Consider the following 16654-nt stretch of genomic DNA (forward strand, 5'->3'; position numbering starts at 1 on the left):
AAAGTTGTCTAAAAACTAAACCCAAATGAACCGGTTACACTAAAGGGCCTTGCATTGGGGTTTTCTAGATAATTTCCCCTAAAGTTTAAATCTAACCTAAATATCTTGAAAATATTGCCTACCCCAAAGGAGTATTCCCAATAAATTTTATCAGTTGGGGCCAACAAAGGAATATTGGTTGGACTGCTTAAGAGTATATTCTCTTCCGATAAATCACCCCAAACTCCTCGCAACCCAATAATCTCCCGCAAATTCAATTTACGCAAAACAGGGATTCTCGAAAAAAGTCGGCCATTAAAATTATGCTCAAAATGTACAGATGCGTAAGTATCCGTCACAAACTCATAAAAATCCAAATTGGGAAATGTGTTATACAAAGTAAACAAAGTTTGGTTCCCAGGAACAACATTCAATAATCCCAAGGGGACTGCCCCAAAAGTCTTACCAACCTCTACGGTACTGAATAATCTCCCCATACCTCCTATTTGCCATGGCTGGCTATACGAAAACTGTAGTTTTTCATATTCAAAATCACTTTCCATAAATCCATCCAACCCTTTGGTATAACTCAACAACAATGTACTATAATCATCATTGATATCGTATCTCTCCACTCCATATCCAATGGTTTTCTTCCCAGGAGTGTAAACTAAAGTAGTATTAATATCAAATTGTTTTATTTCGGATGATACACCTATTGGTGAAGTGGGGTCCAAATAATCCAAACTAAAGGCATTTGGTAAAGCGGAGCTAAGCGTTCTAAAAGTGGAGCCAACCCTAATCCTAAAATTGGTTAGCGGTTCCATTTCCACATTAAAGGTGCTTAAATTAATATTGGTGAGCCTATCATTGTTTCCCACCGTTACCACGGATGATGAAGCAATACTTCTTCCCAAAACATCGTTTGTGGAAGTTAGACTAAGACCCAATTGCTCAATATCCCGTCTATTTCCTCCCGAAATCATTAATCTACTTTTTCTATCCAACAACCATTTTGCGGAAAAACCGTGTTTTACTTTGCGGTCTCCAAACCCGTAGGCCATATAACCTTCCAACCGCCATGGGTCATTTTGCCCAAAATAGGTTCTAGCGCCACCACGCAACCGTACCCCCTCTGCATCGTTATAACCAAAAACACTGTACACATCACCAATATCCAGGTTCCATTTGTCAATTTCGACATAACCAGAGGCCATAACACTGACCAAATTATAGTAAGTCTTAAACTTTGGAACTGTTTTTAGCGTATCCAACAACTTGTAAATGCCTGACTCTTCTTTATTTAGCTTCTCTAAACGATTGTTTTTCCAAAAGGTACTGTCCCTACTAAAAACAATAGGGTCAAAAGGGTCAGACTCATTTTTATAGAATGATTTTGGCTTAGGAATGTCAAACTTATAGTTATCATATACAGTTGTTCTTTTTCCATAAAGTCCTTTGGATTTTTCTTTTTTGCTAAAACTAAAATCGCTCAGCATATAGTCTCTTTTCAGAAGAAATACAGAGTCGCTTACAACCTCAAAATCCTGTTCAATATAAACCTCTTTTACCCAATTGATATTAGCACTTTTGGTAACCTCCAGATTTATTTTTTTAATAGCAAAGGTTGAATCGTTCACCCAAAAATCTCCTTTAAATGTCAATTCATTTTTTCGTCTAGGGTAATAAATAATATTATAACACCATTTGTTATCTATAAACGTACTGTCTGAAAGCACATAATTGTATGTATCTATACCCGTTTTGGAGAGTGGACTTGTAAAACTCTTATCAAAAAACTTAAGGTAATTATCATAAATATCATAATCGGAATACAAATCCTCAACAAAGGCCGTAATTGCTTGGTTATTGCTAAATCCAGAGTTTTTACTTCCTAAAATATCTTCCTTACTTTCATCCAGTAGATTATCACCATATGCTTTAGAAAAAACTTCATTTATAAAAATGGGCAGGTAGGTCTTCCCTGTAATTCTAGAAGTGTCCAAATCCTGAAAAACAAATTCCATTCCCTTAAAAATCTTACTTTTCATTAGGGCACTGTCTATGGTATTTAGATCAAACTCAACTTTCTCGTATTTATCATACTGGTACTGTTTAAATTTATAAACCCCATTTACCCGCTTTTTAGCCCATATTTTCTTTAAAATATCGATAGCAGGGTTGTTCTTTTTAGATTGTTTACCAACATAAATTACAACCTCGTCCAACTGTTCATTGGATTCTTGTAAAACAATATTCATGTCATAATTCACCTTTGAAGGCAATGGAATTTCTTGCGGAGCATATCCTATAAAAGAAACTAACAAAATATCATAGGTATTGTCAGATTCCATATAGAACCTTCCATTATCATTCGTGATGGTTCCCTCAACGGAATTTTTGAAAAGAACATTGGCAAAAGCGACGGGATCACCCAATTCGTCCACAACAACACCACTCACTTTAGATTGGGATATGGCGAAACAAGAGAAAAATAAAAATAAAGGAAAGACTATTTTCTTCATTAGCTTTTACAAATAAAACAATAATCAAAGTGATTAAGTTAATAACGCAGTAAAAAAGTTTGGAGTAAATATGCAATCAAATAGTATGCCTTTAAAAAAATGAAGCTCCATCAACCCAGGGTTGATGGAGCTAAGATAGTTTTACAAAATGATATACCTTATTTATATAACACTTTCTTAACAGCCTTGATCACATCTTGATGGTTAGGCAACCACTCTGCCAATAAAACTGGTGAATAAGGTGCTGGCGTATCCGCTGTATTTATTTTTTGAACTGGGGCATCCAAATAATCAAATGCTTGCGACTGCACTTGGTAGGTGATTTCCGTCGCAACATTTCCAAAAGGCCAAGCTTCTTCTAAAATGACCAATCTGTTTGTTTTCTTAACAGAGTTAATAATGGCGTCAAAATCCAAGGGTCTCACGGTACGGATATCAATAATCTCACAGTTAACACCTTCTTTTGCCAACTCATCTGCCGCTTTATGCGCCTCTTTTATAATTTTTCCGAAAGATACTATGGTTACATCTGACCCTTCTCTCACAATATCAGCAACACCCAGTGGAATGGTATACTCTCCTTCTGGCACCTCTCCTTTGTCACCATACATTTGCTCTGACTCCATAAAAATCACTGGGTCATCGTCCTTAATTGCCGCTTTCAAAAGTCCCTTGGCATCTCTGGGATTAGATGGCACAACTACTTTAAGCCCTGGACAGTTGGCGTACCAACTTTCAAAAGCCTGTGAATGAGTTGCCGCCAACTGACCCGCAGAACCAGTTGGTCCTCTAAAAACAATAGGACAATTAAACTGCCCACCGGACATTTGCCTAATTTTTGCAGCATTGTTTATAATCTGGTCTATCCCTACCAAAGCAAAATTAAAGGTCATAAACTCTACAATAGGTCTATTCCCATTCATAGCAGACCCGACAGCAATTCCTGAAAACCCAAGTTCTGAAATAGGAGTATCGATTACTCGATCAGGTCCAAACTCATCCAACATTCCTTTTGAGGCCTTATAAGCACCATTATATTCGGCAACTTCCTCTCCCATTAAAAAAATGGATTCATCCTTTCTCATTTCTTCGGACATTGCCTCTGCTATGGCCTCCCTAAACTGTATTGTCTTCATTTAGTATGGAATATCTTAATTTATTAAAAGTTTATCTGAAAATGCAAGCAAAAATAGGAAATAATCCAACAAATAGCGGTTGTGGTGAAGTAAAAAAATAACAAAATTTACTATGCGTGCATAGTAAATTTGAAAATTAATACCTATCTTAGCCCTGCCAAAAAAAAAGACAAAAAAATGAAAATATTAGTATGTATAAGTAATGTCCCAGACACTACTTCCAAAATAAATTTCACAGATGGCGATACTAAATTTGATGCCAATGGTGTACAATTTGTAATAAACCCCAATGATGAATTTGGCCTAACCCGAGCCATGTGGTTTAAAGAAAAACAAGGAGCCACAGTACATGTGGCAACTGTTGGAGAAGCATCAACAGAACCTACTATTAGAAAGGCCCTTGCCATTGGCGCTGATGAAGCCATTAGGATTAATGCTATTCCAACAGATGGTTTTTTTGTAGCACAACATTTGGCCGAAGTGGTAAAAAATGGAAGTTATGATATTGTTATAGCAGGAAGAGAGTCAATTGATTACAATGGCGGAATGGTTCCAGGTATAATGGCAGCCATGTTGGACTTTAATTTTGTGAATTCGTGCATTAGTTTAGAAGTTGATGGAAATAATGCAACTGCCATTAGAGAAATTGATGGTGGTAAAGAAACGCTGAGCACTTCTTTACCATTAATCATTGGCGGGCAAAAAGGATTGGTTCAAGAAAGCGACCTTAAAATTCCAAATATGAGGGGCATCATGATGGCCCGCCAAAAGAAACTAAATGTAATTGAACCCATTGATGCCTCTCCAGCTACACTGGATACTAAATTTGAAAAACCAGCACCAAAAGGGGCAGTTAAGTTGATAGATTCAAGTAATATAGATGAATTAATAGATCTTTTGCACAACGAAGCAAAAGCAATTTAAAAAAGAAATATGTCAGTTTTAGTTTATACAGAATCCGAAAACGGAAAGTTTAAAAAAAATGCACATGAAACTTCATCCTATGCATATGAAGTAGCCAAACAACTGGGAGTTTCAGTTTCCGCAATATCCTTTAATGCAGATAACAATGACGAATTGGGAACATATGGTGTTTCTAAAGTCTTGAATGTGTCAGATGAAACACTCAAAACCTACAATGCCAAAGCATTTGCCAGAGCCATTGCTCAGGCTGCAGAAAAAGAAGGTGCAAGTGTAATTATTTTAAGCTCCAGTACCAATTCAAAATATCTTGCACCACTCCTAAGTGGAATGCTAAAAGCAGGCTATGCCCCCAATGTAGTTGCCGCACCAGAAAGCACAAGTACTTTTACAGTAAAAAGAACAGCCTTTAGTAACAAAGGTTTTGCGCATACCCAAATAACAACAGCTACCAAAATAATAGGAGTCTCCAATAACGCCTTTGGAGTTATTGAAAATAAGGTTGAAGTTGTTATTGAAGATTTTAGTCCATCCGTAACAGATACTGATTTCTCAGCAAAATCCACCAATATTGATAAAGTATCAGGAAAAGTGACCATTGCAGATGCAGATATAGTTGTCTCCGGAGGAAGAGGTTTAAAAGGTCCTGAAAATTGGGGAATGATAGAAGAATTGGCAGATGTATTGGGAGCTGCAACAGCATGCTCCAAACCAGTTTCTGATTTGGGTTGGAGACCCCATAGCGAACATGTTGGACAAACAGGAAAGCCTGTTGCCAGCAATTTATATATTGCAATTGGAATTTCTGGTGCAATACAACACTTGGCGGGAATAAGTGCCTCCAAGGTAAAAGTGGTCATAAACACCGATCCGGAAGCGCCATTTTTTAAAGCCGCAGATTACGGAATCGTAGGGGATGCCTTTGAAGTTGTTCCTGAACTCATCGAAAAATTAAAGGAATTTAAAGCCCAAAACGCTTAATTTTTGTTAATTTGTGCCCTTAAAGGGCTGTTTAAATACTTAGGGCATCCCTTTATTTAAACAGCCTTTCTTGTTTTAAAAAGATTTATGAGTTTAGTAAGATTAAAAATAAAGGGGATATCCTATAGTCAAACACAAAATGGCGCATATGCCCTTATTTTAAATGAGGTTGATGGCGATCGAAAGCTACCTATTGTTATTGGTGCTTTTGAGGCCCAGTCAATTGCCATTGCACTAGAAAAGGAAATTAAGCCTCCAAGGCCTCTGACCCATGATCTTTTCAAAAATTTTGCTGACCGGTTTGACATAGTTGTAAAACAGGTTATCATCCATAAATTGGTAGATGGTGTATTTTATTCCAGTATCATATGTGAACGTGACAAGATTGAAGAAATAATTGATGCCAGAACCAGTGATGCCATAGCTTTGGCACTTCGTTTTAACGCACCCATTTTTACCTATAAAACCATTCTAGACAAAGCGGGTATATTCTTAAAATTCTCTTCAAAAGAAAAAGATAAAGAAGAAGATGGGGATGACAGTATTATAGTGGATGAAATATTACAGGAAGGTGAAACAGTTGAAATTGATACTGGAGCAACTGATGCCTATAAGGAACTTACTGTTGAAGAGCTTCACCAAGAACTAAATAAAGCGGTTGCCAATGAGGACTATGAAAAAGCGGCACAATTAAGGGACGAAATATCCAAACGTAATTAACCAATTTACTTTTTATGAAAATAGGCCTTTGGATTTCCTTTCTTCTTCTATTCTCTTTTCCATTAGTTGCCCAAGAAGTCACCCTTACAGATTCCATACAGAATGTCGTTGAGACCGTTACAATTAATGATATTCCATCCACAGAAACTCCACAAATAATTCCCAATGAAGGGTTTTCTTTTACTAGTTTATGGCGTGGGATTTTAGGTATGTTCATCCTTATTTTAATCGCTTTCTTGTTTAGTTCTAACCGAAAAGCCATAAACTGGAAAACCGCTGGAATTGGTTTAGGGATTCAACTCATACTGGCCATTTGTATTTTAATAGGAGAAAAAATTGGTTTTAATGCCTTTGGCAGAAGATTTGACCTGAGTTTTGTATCAAATATCTTTGAGTTTGGCGGAAAGATTTTTGTCAGTATTCTTGATTTTACGAGGGCTGGAAGTAAATTTTTGTTTGAGGGGTTAGTTGTTGACATGGATAAATTTGGTTATATTTTTGCTTTTCAGGTATTACCAACTATTATTTTCTTTTCTGCGTTAACATCTGTTTTATATTATTTAGGGGTTATTCAAAAAGTTGTAAAAGGACTGGCTTGGTTGTTGACAAAATCCTTGGGAATTTCGGGGGCTGAAAGCCTAAGTATTGCTGGCAATATATTTTTGGGACAAACAGAAGCACCATTACTTATAAAGGCATATTTGGAGAAAATGAACAAATCTGAAATGCTTTTGGTAATGATTGGCGGTATGGCAACTGTTGCTGGAGCGGTATTGGCAGCATATATTGGGTTTTTGGGTGGAGATGACCCTGTTCTTAGACTATACTTTGCTAAACATTTATTGGCAGCATCTGTAATGGCTGCACCAGGAGCCATAGTAATTTCGAAAATACTATATCCCCAAACCGAAGCTATTAATACTGAGGTTAAAGTATCCACTGATAAAATTGGAAGCAATATTTTAGACGCCATTGCCAACGGAACTACCGAGGGTTTAAAATTAGCTGTTAACGTAGGTGCTATGCTATTGGTTTTTGTAGCTTTTATCGCCATGATCAATGGTGTATTGGGCTGGGTTGGCGATACTACTTCATTTAATTCATGGATAGCTTCCAACTCGGGATATGAGAAACTAAATCTAGAAGCAATTTTGGGTACCATTTTTGCCCCACTTATGTGGTTAATAGGAGTAGCCAAAGAAGATATGATGCTTATGGGGCAGCTACTAGGAATTAAATTGGCTGCAAGTGAATTTATTGGTTATATACAATTGGCAGATTTGAAAAACCTAGCGAATTCCAATCATCTAACCTATAATAAATCCATTATTATGGCAACCTATATGCTTTGTGGATTTGCTAATTTTGCATCTATTGGCATTCAAATTGGTGGCATAGGTTCCTTAGCTCCAGGACAGCGAAAAACCTTGTCAGAATTTGGAATGAAAGCTGTTTTAGGCGGTTCTTTGGCCTCCCTGATTTCCGCTACCATTGCCGGAATGATTTTAGGATAATTCGTTAATAACGTTTTAATAAAAACTAACCATAACGCATTTGCTTTCCTTCTGTTTTTTATACTTTAGTTTCCCAGAAATCCTTAAAGGAAAATGAAACAATACCACGATTTATTACAACATGTTCTTGCCAATGGCAATCAAAAAGGAGACCGTACTGGAACGGGCACCCTAAGTGTTTTTGGGCACCAAATGAGGTTTGACCTTAGTGAAGGTTTTCCTATGGTGACTACAAAAAAATTACACTTAAAATCCATAGTACATGAGCTTCTTTGGTTTTTAAAAGGTGACACCAATATAGAATACTTAAAAGAAAATGGGGTTCGTATTTGGAACGAATGGGCCGATGAAAATGGAGATTTAGGACCCGTATATGGATATCAATGGCGTAATTGGAACGGCGATGAGATTGACCAAATAAAAGAAGTAGTCCGTAGTTTAAAGAACAATCCCAATAGTAGAAGAATGTTGGTTTCCGCATGGAATCCCAGTGTGTTACCCGATACCTCTGTTTCCTTTTCTGAAAATGTTGCAAATGGGAAAGCTGCCTTGCCGCCTTGCCATGCATTTTTTCAATTTTATGTTGCGGATGGTAAACTTTCTTGTCAACTCTACCAACGTAGTGCAGACATATTTTTGGGAGTACCATTTAATATTGCATCATATGCCCTATTCACCATGATGATGGCCCAAGTCTGTGGGTACCAACCCGGGGAATTTATCCACACTTTTGGAGATGCCCACATATACAACAACCATTTGGAACAGGTAGAACTTCAATTAAGTCGTGAACTAAGACCCTTACCAAAGATGGTCCTAAATCCTGAAGTAACGAGTATTTTTGATTTCAAATTTGAAGACTTCGCCTTAATCGATTATAATCCTCATCCACATATAAAGGGCATGGTTGCTATTTAAAACTATAAAAGCCCATTAAAATTTTAATGGGCTTTTATAGTTTTCTTTTTTTATAATACAACTACACCTCCAAAACAGCATTTTCACCACCTGCATAATCATTCCATTGATAACGATCAGCTTCTGTTTCGTTTATATAACTCCCGTCCACTATATATTTAAATTCATATGAATTTTCTTTTGGGAGATCAAAAGTCCCTTTAAAGGTTCCATTTTTTAATTTTTTCAAAAGACTACCCTTAGGGCTCCAATTATTAAAATCTCCTACAACTGCCACCTTTTTAGCATCCACCGCTGGCACGGTAAAAGTAACTTTGCAAACGGGTTTGGTTTTTAGGTATTGCTTTGTGATTGACATAGTATATTTTTTTAATGTTAGGAGCAAAATTAAGCCATTAATTGACTAGTTAACAATGACTTTCGTCATATTTATGATTTTCTTAATATTCAATAAACTATATATTCATTTTCATAAAATAATGCAACCTAATTTTTAGAATCAGAAAAAATAGAACTTTAATTATTACGGTTTAAGTAAAATGATCCGGAACATTAAATTATATTTGTTAGTAAACATATGAGCCATGTTCTCTAAAGAGAAAAAAAGCCCTAAAATAGATTTGGAACAGCATGAGCTGTTGGAACATGCCCAAGTTAGAATCAAACAAAAACAAAGGTTATACCAGCATTTTGTAATTTTTTTGACGGGAAGTATCTTCCTGGTTTTAATCAATAAAATTTTAAAATACGGAGAACAGTATAACTGGTTTGTTTGGGCAATTACTGTATGGGCCTTTTTATTTGTTCTACATGCTTTTAATGTTTTTGTTTCTCAAAAATTTATGGGTAAGGAATGGGAACGAAAACAAAGGGAAAAATTGGTCCTGTTGCAAAAAAGAAGAATAGCAGAACTTCAAAAAGAAATAGAAACAGATTTTCCCATGACCAATATTAATAAAAAAAAAAGTCCATGATGGTTACTATGATAGCTGCTGCTGGGGAAAACAATGCGCTGGGAAAAAACAACGATTTGTTATGGCATTTACCCGATGATTTTAAGCGTTTTAAAACCCTAACTACAGGTCACTATATCATTATGGGACGTAAGACTTTTGAAAGTTTCCCTAAACCTCTACCCAATAGAACTCATTTAATCATTACGAGAGACAAAGACTATTCCACGGAACACAAAAATTGTATTGTTGTCCATTCTTTGGCAGAAGCCATAAAACTGGCCGAAAAAGACAAGACTCCATTCATAATTGGAGGAGGTGAAATTTATAAATTGGGAATGGATTTTTCTGATAAAATAGAACTTACCAGAGTACATCAAAGTTTTGAAGCTGATACTTTTTTTCCTAAAATTGACAATAACATTTGGAAACTAATTTCGGAAGAATACCATCCAAAGGATGAAAGACATAAGTATGATTTTACGTATCTAACCTACGAAAGAAAATAAATCCTAAAAATCCAAACTATCAATACTTACATTCTTTCCTGTAATGCCCAATAACGATCTTAAAACGGATGCATTCCCATTGCTATAAAATTGATATGTTGCTTCCTCCCCCTTTATTCTCAATATACCGTTCTTTTCCAAAATGGCCTTTGTTTGCCTTGCCACTGCCTCACCTGAATCAATGACCTGTATGTGCTTTGGGAGCAACTCGCGTAAAGCCTCCATTAAATATGGATAATGCGTACACCCAAGAACCAAATAATCTATTTCTTCTTTTAACATGGGCTGTAAAATCTTATCCAACAATTCCTTGGTTTCTTTTGAATCTATTTTCCCCGCTTCAATTAAAGGCACTAGGCCTGCTCCTTCCATTTCAATAATGGTAATACCAGAAGCATGGTCATTTGAGGTTTTATGAAACAACGCACTGGAAAGCGTTCCCTTAGTAGCTAAAACACCTACTTTTTTTGAATTTGATTTTAAAGCTGCGGGTTTGATGGCGGGCTCTATACCAATAAAAGGAACATCATAGTTTTCCCTTAAATGGTGAATAGCATTGGTTGTTGCCGTGTTACACGCCACAACTATTAGCTTACAGCCCATTTTTAGTAACAGTTCTGTATTTTTGATACTAAGCCTCAATATTTCTTTGGGCTTTTTTGCCCCATAAGGTGCATTTTTACTATCAGCTAAATAAATTGTACTCTCATCAGGGAGCATAGTATTGATTTCTTTCCAAATAGAAGTTCCACCTACTCCAGAATCAAAAATACCAATGGGATTGTTTTTCATTCTATATTTTAGCTATACCATAAAAATAAAAAACCGTCTTGATCAGGACGGTTTTTTACAACAATATTTTTTATGTAGAGTTCCTTTTACTTAGAATCCCAACTCCTTTTTAACTTCAGGCAATAAATCTTTTCCTTTAAAAACAATAAGACCTGTTCCTTGGGTGGCATCCAAAACATAATCAAAACCTTGGGCCGCTGCAACTTTTTCTATTGCCTCTTGCGCCTTTTTAGATATTGGAGCAAAAAGCTCTGCTTGCTTTTTTTGCAATTCTTGTTGTGCAGTTTGTTGAGCATTTGCAATATTTTTATCTGCATCCTGTAACTCAGCTGCTCTTTTTTGATTTTCCTCTTCAGACATCGTTGTCGCCTCATTAGAGTATTGGGTATACTTGTTTTTAAGCTCTGTCATTGACCCCTCTATATCCGCTCTATACGTTTCTCCCAACTTTTTAATTTCTGCCTGCGCAGCAATCATTTCTGGCATTTCAGATAATAATTGAGATACATCTATATGAGCCACTTTACTCTGTGCATTCACAAAACTGGTAGCTGCAATAAATAATACTAGGGCTACTGCAATTTTCTTTACGTTTTTCATGATTTTAAATAAGTATTAATTTGAGTGTTAATTTTTGAATTTATTATTTATATTTATTATTCTAATTGATTGAGTCCTTTACTGGCTCTGTATTTTCTTTTCTTTCTTCCAATTTAGCTTTTCTTTTAGCCTCCCTCTCTTCCAATAGTTTATTTCTTCTTTCCTCATAGGCCTTCTTTCGCTCTTCTCTTAGCCTTATCTGTTCTGCTCTTTTTTCTTCGGCTGTTTTAGCTCTAGCAGCTTCAGCGTCTTTTGCTTTATTTTGTCTTTCTTGTAACGCATCATTTACAACATCTTCATCTTCTCCCTGTAGCTCTTCTAACCTACTTTTATTGTTTTTCTTTTTTGGTGCACTAATTTTCCTGGTTCTTGCTATTCCCCTTAAAATCAGGTCACTTATATCGTGTCTTTTTTCGGAATACAACATTACAACATCTGCTGATTTATCAAAAATAAAATCATACTTTTTATTTGCGCCAATTTTTTGTACTTCATTAAACACTTGGTCCTGTATTGGTTGTATTAACAACTGTTTCTGTAGCACCAAATCTCCTTGAGGGCCAAATCTGTTTTGTTGATATTCCAACATTTCTTTTTCCAATATCTGAATTTCCTCTTCCCGCTCTGCAATCAATTCATCTGTTAATAGCACTTTTTCTGCCATTAAATCTTTCTTCATTTGCTCAACTGAACTCTGTATTTGTTCAATTTCCACTTTCCACTTCTGGACTTTAATATCCAATTGCTCGGTTGCATCCCTATACTCCTCTACATTTTCAAGTATATATTCCATATCCACATAACCAATCCTTACACCTCGCTGCGCAAAGCTGTAAGTTGAAAACAATACCATGGTTATTATTAAAAGAACTTTTTGTTTCATTTTTGTTTCCGTTTTATACATAGAAAATATCGTGCCAAAAATACCAATTATTTTAAAATGAGCACATTAACTTTGTTCGGAAAGAGATTTACTAAAATTGCTGACCAATGATAAAGTGTGTTTGCCAACCACTGGGCCCATTGGACTGTGGCGAATAATCTTCATCAAATCCGTACCCAAAATCTATTCCCAATAATCCGAAGGCGGGCATAAATATACGTAGTCCCACTCCCGCAGATCTTTTTACTTGAAACGGATTAAATTCACTAAAATTGTTGAAAGCATTCCCAGCTTCTAAAAAAGTAAGTGCATATATAGATGCAGATGGCTTTAAAGTAAGGGGATATCTTAATTCCATTGAGAACTTATTATAGATCACCCCTCCTTCTTGACTTCCTGTCAATGGATCTATTGGGGTTAAAGAAGAGTTTTCATAACCCCTCAACTGAACAACATCACGACCGTCCAATGTAAAGTTACCCAATCCATCACCACCTACAAAAAAGCGCTCAAAAGGAACATCTCCAATATCTGGATTGTAATGGCCCAAGAACCCAAATTCTGTATTTGTCCTAAGCACCAGTTTATCCACTATACGAGTATACCAATCACCCTTAAACTTAATTTTATAAAACTCCAGCCATTTAAATCTTTCCTCTTCCAATTGTTCTAAACGTCGATTGATAGCTGGCGCTGAAGCATCATCTGGGCCAACCGTTCTAAGTTCATTTAAAAGTTCTTCACTTTCATCTTTAATAGATTTATAATCTTTATCGCTAAATAGGGAAAAGGGTGGTGTAAACTTACCTGTAAACTCAAAATTGGATCCGGTCATTGGAAATATTCTACTGGGACCCGAAGAATTTCGAGAAACACCAAATGTATAGGTCAAGCCATTTGCACTACCATTTCCAAAATTAAAAAGTCCAATATTATAATTTCTAAAATCATACAATTGATAACCCAAAGAGTGTGAAATAGTAAAGAAATCATCTGGCCATTGTACTCTTTTTGCCAAACCGGCCGAAACACCAGTAATAGAAAATTGTCTATCCTTATTTACCTCTCTATTGATAAAATCATACTGGAACTGTTGTGTTCTGGAGAAGGAAAGATTAAATCTTACCGGTTTTTTACCGCCCAGCCAAGGTTCTGAAAAATTTAAACTATATACCCTAAAGGATCTACTTGCTTGTAAACGAAGAGAAAAAGTTTGTCCATCACCCATTGGAACTGGCTTATAGGCCTCTCCTTTAAAAAGATTTTGCATTGAAAAATTACTAAAAGAAAGTCCTAGGGTACCAATAAAGCCACCGCCTCCATAACCACCTTGCAATTCTATTTGACTAGAGCCCGCTTCTACGAGACTATAATCTATATCAACCGTACCTGCATTGGGATCTGGGTTTTGGATGTCCGGCTTTATGTTCTCTGCATCAAAAAAGCCCAATTGTCCTAATTCCCGTATACTTCTAATAATATCTGACTTGTTATATTTTTGGCCAGGTTTAGTTCTTAACTCCCTAAAAATTACATGATCATTGGTCTTGTCGTTTCCATTGACCGTAACATGATCCAAGAAGGTTTCTTTTCCTTCTATAATTCGAATCTCAAAATTGATAGTATCATTTTCAGCAGAAACCTCAACCGGGTTTATAGAAGAAAATAAATATCCATTGTTTTGATACAAATTGGTAATATCCTCAGCATCTGGTTTGGTATCATCCGCAATACGCTTCTTCAACAGTACCCCGTTATAAGTGTTTCCCTTTTTAATTCCCAAAACTTGAGCCAATTGCCTATCCGTATAAACAGTATTTCCGACAAAATCTATATCACCAAAATAGTACTTGTTACCTTCCTCAACTTTAATTTTTATATTGATATTGTTCTCATCAACATTAATAATAGTATCAGATAAAACCCTAGCATCCCTATATCCGTTTTCAGCATATTTATCAACAAGAGAGGTTAGATCTTCATTGAAATCATCCTCAATATATTTTGATTTTTTCCAAAACCTGTATAATTTTTTCTTCTTGGTCTTTTTGAGTGCTTTCTGTAATTTCTTCGCCTGAAGTTGTTCGTTTCCTTCAAAGATTATATCCTTTACCTTTACCTTATCCCCTTTGTGGACATTTATAACCATGTTTTGGGCATTGGTCTCTGATGTATCTATAGCCGTGGCAATAGTAACTTTAGTGTTTAGGTATCCTTGCTTTTTATATTTATTCTGAAGGTAGTTCTTGGTATTGGCAATAAGACTTTCGGTGATTTTCTTTCCCTTTTTAAGATCAGTATCCTTAACTATCTCGCTTACCTTTTTTTCTTTAACACCATAGACTGTCACCTTAGATAAGGTAGGTCTTTCAATAATATTAAGTTCCAAAAATATTTTATCATCCTCTATATTGGTGATAAAAAAAGAAATGTCAGTAAAGAGTTCTAACCCCCAAAGTTTGTTGATAACAGCACTAATTTGTTCCCCAGGTATTGTTATGGGCTGACCAACCCTCAAACCAGTATAAGTTTTTACTGTCTGCTCATTGTAACTTTTAATCCCTGTAACCTCTAGACCACCGAGAATATAATTCTTCCCATCTTCATAGGAGGTTTCCTGTGCCTTGGTACTTGTAGTAAATAAAAGGAAGGTTAATGTAAATAAAAGTCCAATCGATATGAACTTTTTCATATCGCTAATTGAGTTGTTCGCTAGTTTTTCCAAATCGTCTTTCTCTGTTCTGGTAATCTAATATTGCCCCTACCAAATGATGTTCACTAAAATCGGGCCAAAATACGTCAATAAAATGTAATTCCGCATATGCAATCTGCCAAAGCAAAAAATTACTTATCCTGTGTTCACCACTGGTTCGGATAAGCAAATCCACATCCGGTAAATTTTGCGTGTAAAGATGGTTATTAATAATGGTTTCGTCAATGTTTTCGGGAGAAATTATATTATTTTTAACTTTGACACTTATCTCCTTAACGGCATTTTTCAACTCTTCCCTAGAACCATAACTTAAGGCCAAAGTAAGCGTCATTGCCGTATTTTCAGCAGTTTTACGCATAACTTCCCTTAATTCCGTTTTAGCCTTGTCGGGTAAGGAATCCAAATTGCCTATGGCATTTAAACGTATGTTGTTTTTGTTAAGAGTTTTAACTTCTTTCTTTAATGAGGACACCAAAATATTCATTAATGTATCCACTTCAAACTTAGGCCTATTCCAGTTTTCAGTTGAAAAAGTATATAGGGTAAGGTACTTAATTCCTATTCTTGCACAATTTTCAACTGTTTCTTTGACACGTTTTACCCCGTTTTCATGCCCAAAGACTCGTAATTTTCCTTGCTTTTTTGCCCACCTTCCATTGCCATCCATAATAATTGCAAGATGCTTGGGAAGTTTATTTTCATTTAAGTCTTTAATCGTATTCATCTTATGTGTTACTCAAAACAATCTTGGCAAGGCTTTCTTCCAAAGGTATAAGTTAATGTTAAACCAGAAAAAACATACCAGTCATCACTAAAAATATTTCCAAATCTAAATTGCTCAAAATTAGACCCTTCGGGGTTGCTGGCATCTAAATTATCTGTAAATGTGTATCTAGCCCCTATTTCCCCACCAAAAATTAAATATTGATTTATTCTTTTCTTAAAACCAACTGTCATAGGGATAGCAAAAGAACCATCCTTTTGACCAACATCTTGAAGTTGTGATGCTTCAAAATAATGATAGCCATACCTAAAATAGGTAATACCTGTATATAGATAAGGAGTAAAGGCAGGGCCCAACTGATGCAGATTGTAATCCACAAAATTAAACTCTAGCCCAGCTGACGCCTCTAATACAGAATTGTCTACCACATAACTTCTTTGCTGCCTGGATGAAATACTGGATTTGGAATCATCAGCAGTGAAATTACCATATATAACAGTTGCGCGCCATGCGTAACGCTTGCTAATATTCCATTTTGCAATACCGCCAAATGCTACCCCCGATGGTAAAATGAAATTGGTTTTTCCTACATCGCCTATATTATTGGCTCCCCCAGCAAACAATCCTATTTCATAGGTTTGTGCTCCCATTTTCCCAAAAACCAGTAAAAAAATTGAAACAATTAAAAATCTCATTCCGCCTAAAAGTTTGCAAATATAACAATTCCAGTTATTTACTTCACCGAAATCACAACATTCATGTTCTCTCTTGATAAACAGTATTTAA

General features: G+C 35.9%; 16 protein-coding genes. 7 read left to right on the top strand and 9 right to left on the bottom strand.

Annotated features, from left to right (window positions below):
- Nucleotides 1-8: 8 nt before the first annotated feature.
- Nucleotides 9-2504 (bottom strand): DUF5686 family protein, encoded by a 2496-nt coding sequence (locus GGR42_RS06545; protein ID WP_167962087.1) that lies wholly within the window; start codon nt 2502-2504, stop codon nt 9-11.
- A 158-nt stretch (nt 2505-2662) separates the two neighbouring features.
- On the bottom strand, nt 2663-3640 hold the full coding sequence (locus tag GGR42_RS06550; RefSeq protein WP_167962089.1) for a pyruvate dehydrogenase complex E1 component subunit beta: 978 nt from the start codon (nt 3638-3640) through the stop codon (nt 2663-2665).
- A gap of 177 nt (nt 3641-3817) precedes the next feature.
- Between GGR42_RS06550 and GGR42_RS06555 the strand changes: the two genes are divergently transcribed.
- The 5 genes from GGR42_RS06555 (at nt 3818) to GGR42_RS06575 (ending at nt 8694) form a co-directional block, all read left to right on the top strand.
- Entirely contained in the window at nt 3818-4564 is a 747-nt protein-coding gene (locus GGR42_RS06555) for an electron transfer flavoprotein subunit beta/FixA family protein (protein WP_167962091.1), read from the top strand.
- Between the two features lie 9 nt (nt 4565-4573).
- Nucleotides 4574-5542: an electron transfer flavoprotein subunit alpha/FixB family protein gene (locus GGR42_RS06560; RefSeq protein ID WP_167962093.1), complete on the top strand. Its 969-nt coding sequence runs from the start codon at nt 4574-4576 to the stop codon at nt 5540-5542.
- A gap of 87 nt (nt 5543-5629) precedes the next feature.
- Complete coding sequence (locus GGR42_RS06565; protein WP_167962095.1) at nt 5630-6262, top strand: bifunctional nuclease family protein; 633 nt, start codon at nt 5630-5632, stop codon at nt 6260-6262.
- Nucleotides 6263-6276: 14 nt separating this feature from the next.
- Nucleotides 6277-7776, top strand: a complete 1500-nt coding sequence (locus GGR42_RS06570; RefSeq protein WP_167962097.1) for a NupC/NupG family nucleoside CNT transporter — start codon at nt 6277-6279, stop codon at nt 7774-7776.
- A gap of 93 nt (nt 7777-7869) precedes the next feature.
- The gene (locus GGR42_RS06575) at nt 7870-8694 is read left to right on the top strand and encodes a thymidylate synthase (RefSeq protein ID WP_167962099.1); all 825 of its coding nucleotides are present in this window, start codon (nt 7870-7872) and stop codon (nt 8692-8694) included.
- A 61-nt stretch (nt 8695-8755) separates the two neighbouring features.
- Here the strand turns inward: GGR42_RS06575 and GGR42_RS06580 are convergent, their stop codons facing one another.
- On the bottom strand, nt 8756-9052 hold the full coding sequence (locus GGR42_RS06580) for an isoamylase early set domain-containing protein (RefSeq protein WP_167962101.1): 297 nt from the start codon (nt 9050-9052) through the stop codon (nt 8756-8758).
- Nucleotides 9053-9278: 226 nt separating this feature from the next.
- On the opposite strand from GGR42_RS06580, the gene GGR42_RS06585 reads away from it, so the two are divergent.
- Nucleotides 9279-9668 carry a 2TM domain-containing protein gene (locus GGR42_RS06585; RefSeq protein ID WP_167962103.1) on the top strand — a complete coding sequence of 130 codons (390 nt, stop codon included), beginning with the start codon at nt 9279-9281 and terminating at the stop codon, nt 9666-9668.
- On the top strand, nt 9668-10156 hold the full coding sequence (locus GGR42_RS06590; RefSeq protein WP_245201457.1) for a dihydrofolate reductase: 489 nt from the start codon (nt 9668-9670) through the stop codon (nt 10154-10156). The genes GGR42_RS06585 and GGR42_RS06590 overlap by 1 nt, the downstream gene beginning before the upstream one ends.
- Before the next feature lie 3 nt (nt 10157-10159).
- Here the strand turns inward: GGR42_RS06590 and murI are convergent, their stop codons facing one another.
- From murI to porG, 6 genes are all read right to left on the bottom strand, one after another.
- A complete protein-coding gene (murI, locus tag GGR42_RS06595) occupies nt 10160-10948 on the bottom strand; it encodes a glutamate racemase (RefSeq protein WP_167962105.1) in 789 nt (262 codons plus the stop codon).
- A 90-nt stretch (nt 10949-11038) separates the two neighbouring features.
- Nucleotides 11039-11548 (bottom strand): OmpH family outer membrane protein, encoded by a 510-nt coding sequence (locus GGR42_RS06600; protein WP_167962107.1) that lies wholly within the window; start codon nt 11546-11548, stop codon nt 11039-11041.
- Nucleotides 11549-11609: 61 nt separating this feature from the next.
- Nucleotides 11610-12431 carry an OmpH family outer membrane protein gene (locus GGR42_RS06605; protein ID WP_167962109.1) on the bottom strand — a complete coding sequence of 274 codons (822 nt, stop codon included), beginning with the start codon at nt 12429-12431 and terminating at the stop codon, nt 11610-11612.
- Between the two features lie 91 nt (nt 12432-12522).
- Nucleotides 12523-15123 carry a BamA/OMP85 family outer membrane protein gene (locus GGR42_RS06610; RefSeq protein WP_167962111.1) on the bottom strand — a complete coding sequence of 867 codons (2601 nt, stop codon included), beginning with the start codon at nt 15121-15123 and terminating at the stop codon, nt 12523-12525.
- Between the two features lie 4 nt (nt 15124-15127).
- A complete protein-coding gene (locus GGR42_RS06615) occupies nt 15128-15868 on the bottom strand; it encodes an isoprenyl transferase (protein WP_167962113.1) in 741 nt (246 codons plus the stop codon).
- A gap of 8 nt (nt 15869-15876) precedes the next feature.
- On the bottom strand, nt 15877-16563 hold the full coding sequence (porG, locus tag GGR42_RS06620) for a type IX secretion system protein PorG (protein WP_167962115.1): 687 nt from the start codon (nt 16561-16563) through the stop codon (nt 15877-15879).
- Nucleotides 16564-16654: the final 91 nt, after the last annotated feature.

This window comes from Saonia flava (assembly GCF_011927795.1).
In the GTDB taxonomy this organism is placed as follows: domain Bacteria; phylum Bacteroidota; class Bacteroidia; order Flavobacteriales; family Flavobacteriaceae; genus Saonia; species Saonia flava.

Coding starts and splice junctions, on each gene's coding strand:
- GGR42_RS06545 (WP_167962087.1), bottom strand. CDS start 2,504: ATGAAGAAAATAGTCTTTCCTTTATTTTTATTTTTCTCTTGTTTCGCC.
- GGR42_RS06550 (WP_167962089.1), bottom strand. CDS start 3,640: ATGAAGACAATACAGTTTAGGGAGGCCATAGCAGAGGCAATGTCCGAA.
- GGR42_RS06555 (WP_167962091.1), top strand. CDS start 3,818: ATGAAAATATTAGTATGTATAAGTAATGTCCCAGACACTACTTCCAAA.
- GGR42_RS06560 (WP_167962093.1), top strand. CDS start 4,574: ATGTCAGTTTTAGTTTATACAGAATCCGAAAACGGAAAGTTTAAAAAA.
- GGR42_RS06565 (WP_167962095.1), top strand. CDS start 5,630: ATGAGTTTAGTAAGATTAAAAATAAAGGGGATATCCTATAGTCAAACA.
- GGR42_RS06570 (WP_167962097.1), top strand. CDS start 6,277: ATGAAAATAGGCCTTTGGATTTCCTTTCTTCTTCTATTCTCTTTTCCA.
- GGR42_RS06575 (WP_167962099.1), top strand. CDS start 7,870: ATGAAACAATACCACGATTTATTACAACATGTTCTTGCCAATGGCAAT.
- GGR42_RS06580 (WP_167962101.1), bottom strand. CDS start 9,052: ATGTCAATCACAAAGCAATACCTAAAAACCAAACCCGTTTGCAAAGTT.
- GGR42_RS06585 (WP_167962103.1), top strand. CDS start 9,279: ATGTTCTCTAAAGAGAAAAAAAGCCCTAAAATAGATTTGGAACAGCAT.
- GGR42_RS06590 (WP_245201457.1), top strand. CDS start 9,668: ATGGTTACTATGATAGCTGCTGCTGGGGAAAACAATGCGCTGGGAAAA.
- murI (WP_167962105.1), bottom strand. CDS start 10,948: ATGAAAAACAATCCCATTGGTATTTTTGATTCTGGAGTAGGTGGAACT.
- GGR42_RS06600 (WP_167962107.1), bottom strand. CDS start 11,548: ATGAAAAACGTAAAGAAAATTGCAGTAGCCCTAGTATTATTTATTGCA.
- GGR42_RS06605 (WP_167962109.1), bottom strand. CDS start 12,431: ATGAAACAAAAAGTTCTTTTAATAATAACCATGGTATTGTTTTCAACT.
- GGR42_RS06610 (WP_167962111.1), bottom strand. CDS start 15,123: ATGAAAAAGTTCATATCGATTGGACTTTTATTTACATTAACCTTCCTT.
- GGR42_RS06615 (WP_167962113.1), bottom strand. CDS start 15,868: ATGAATACGATTAAAGACTTAAATGAAAATAAACTTCCCAAGCATCTT.
- porG (WP_167962115.1), bottom strand. CDS start 16,563: ATGAGATTTTTAATTGTTTCAATTTTTTTACTGGTTTTTGGGAAAATG.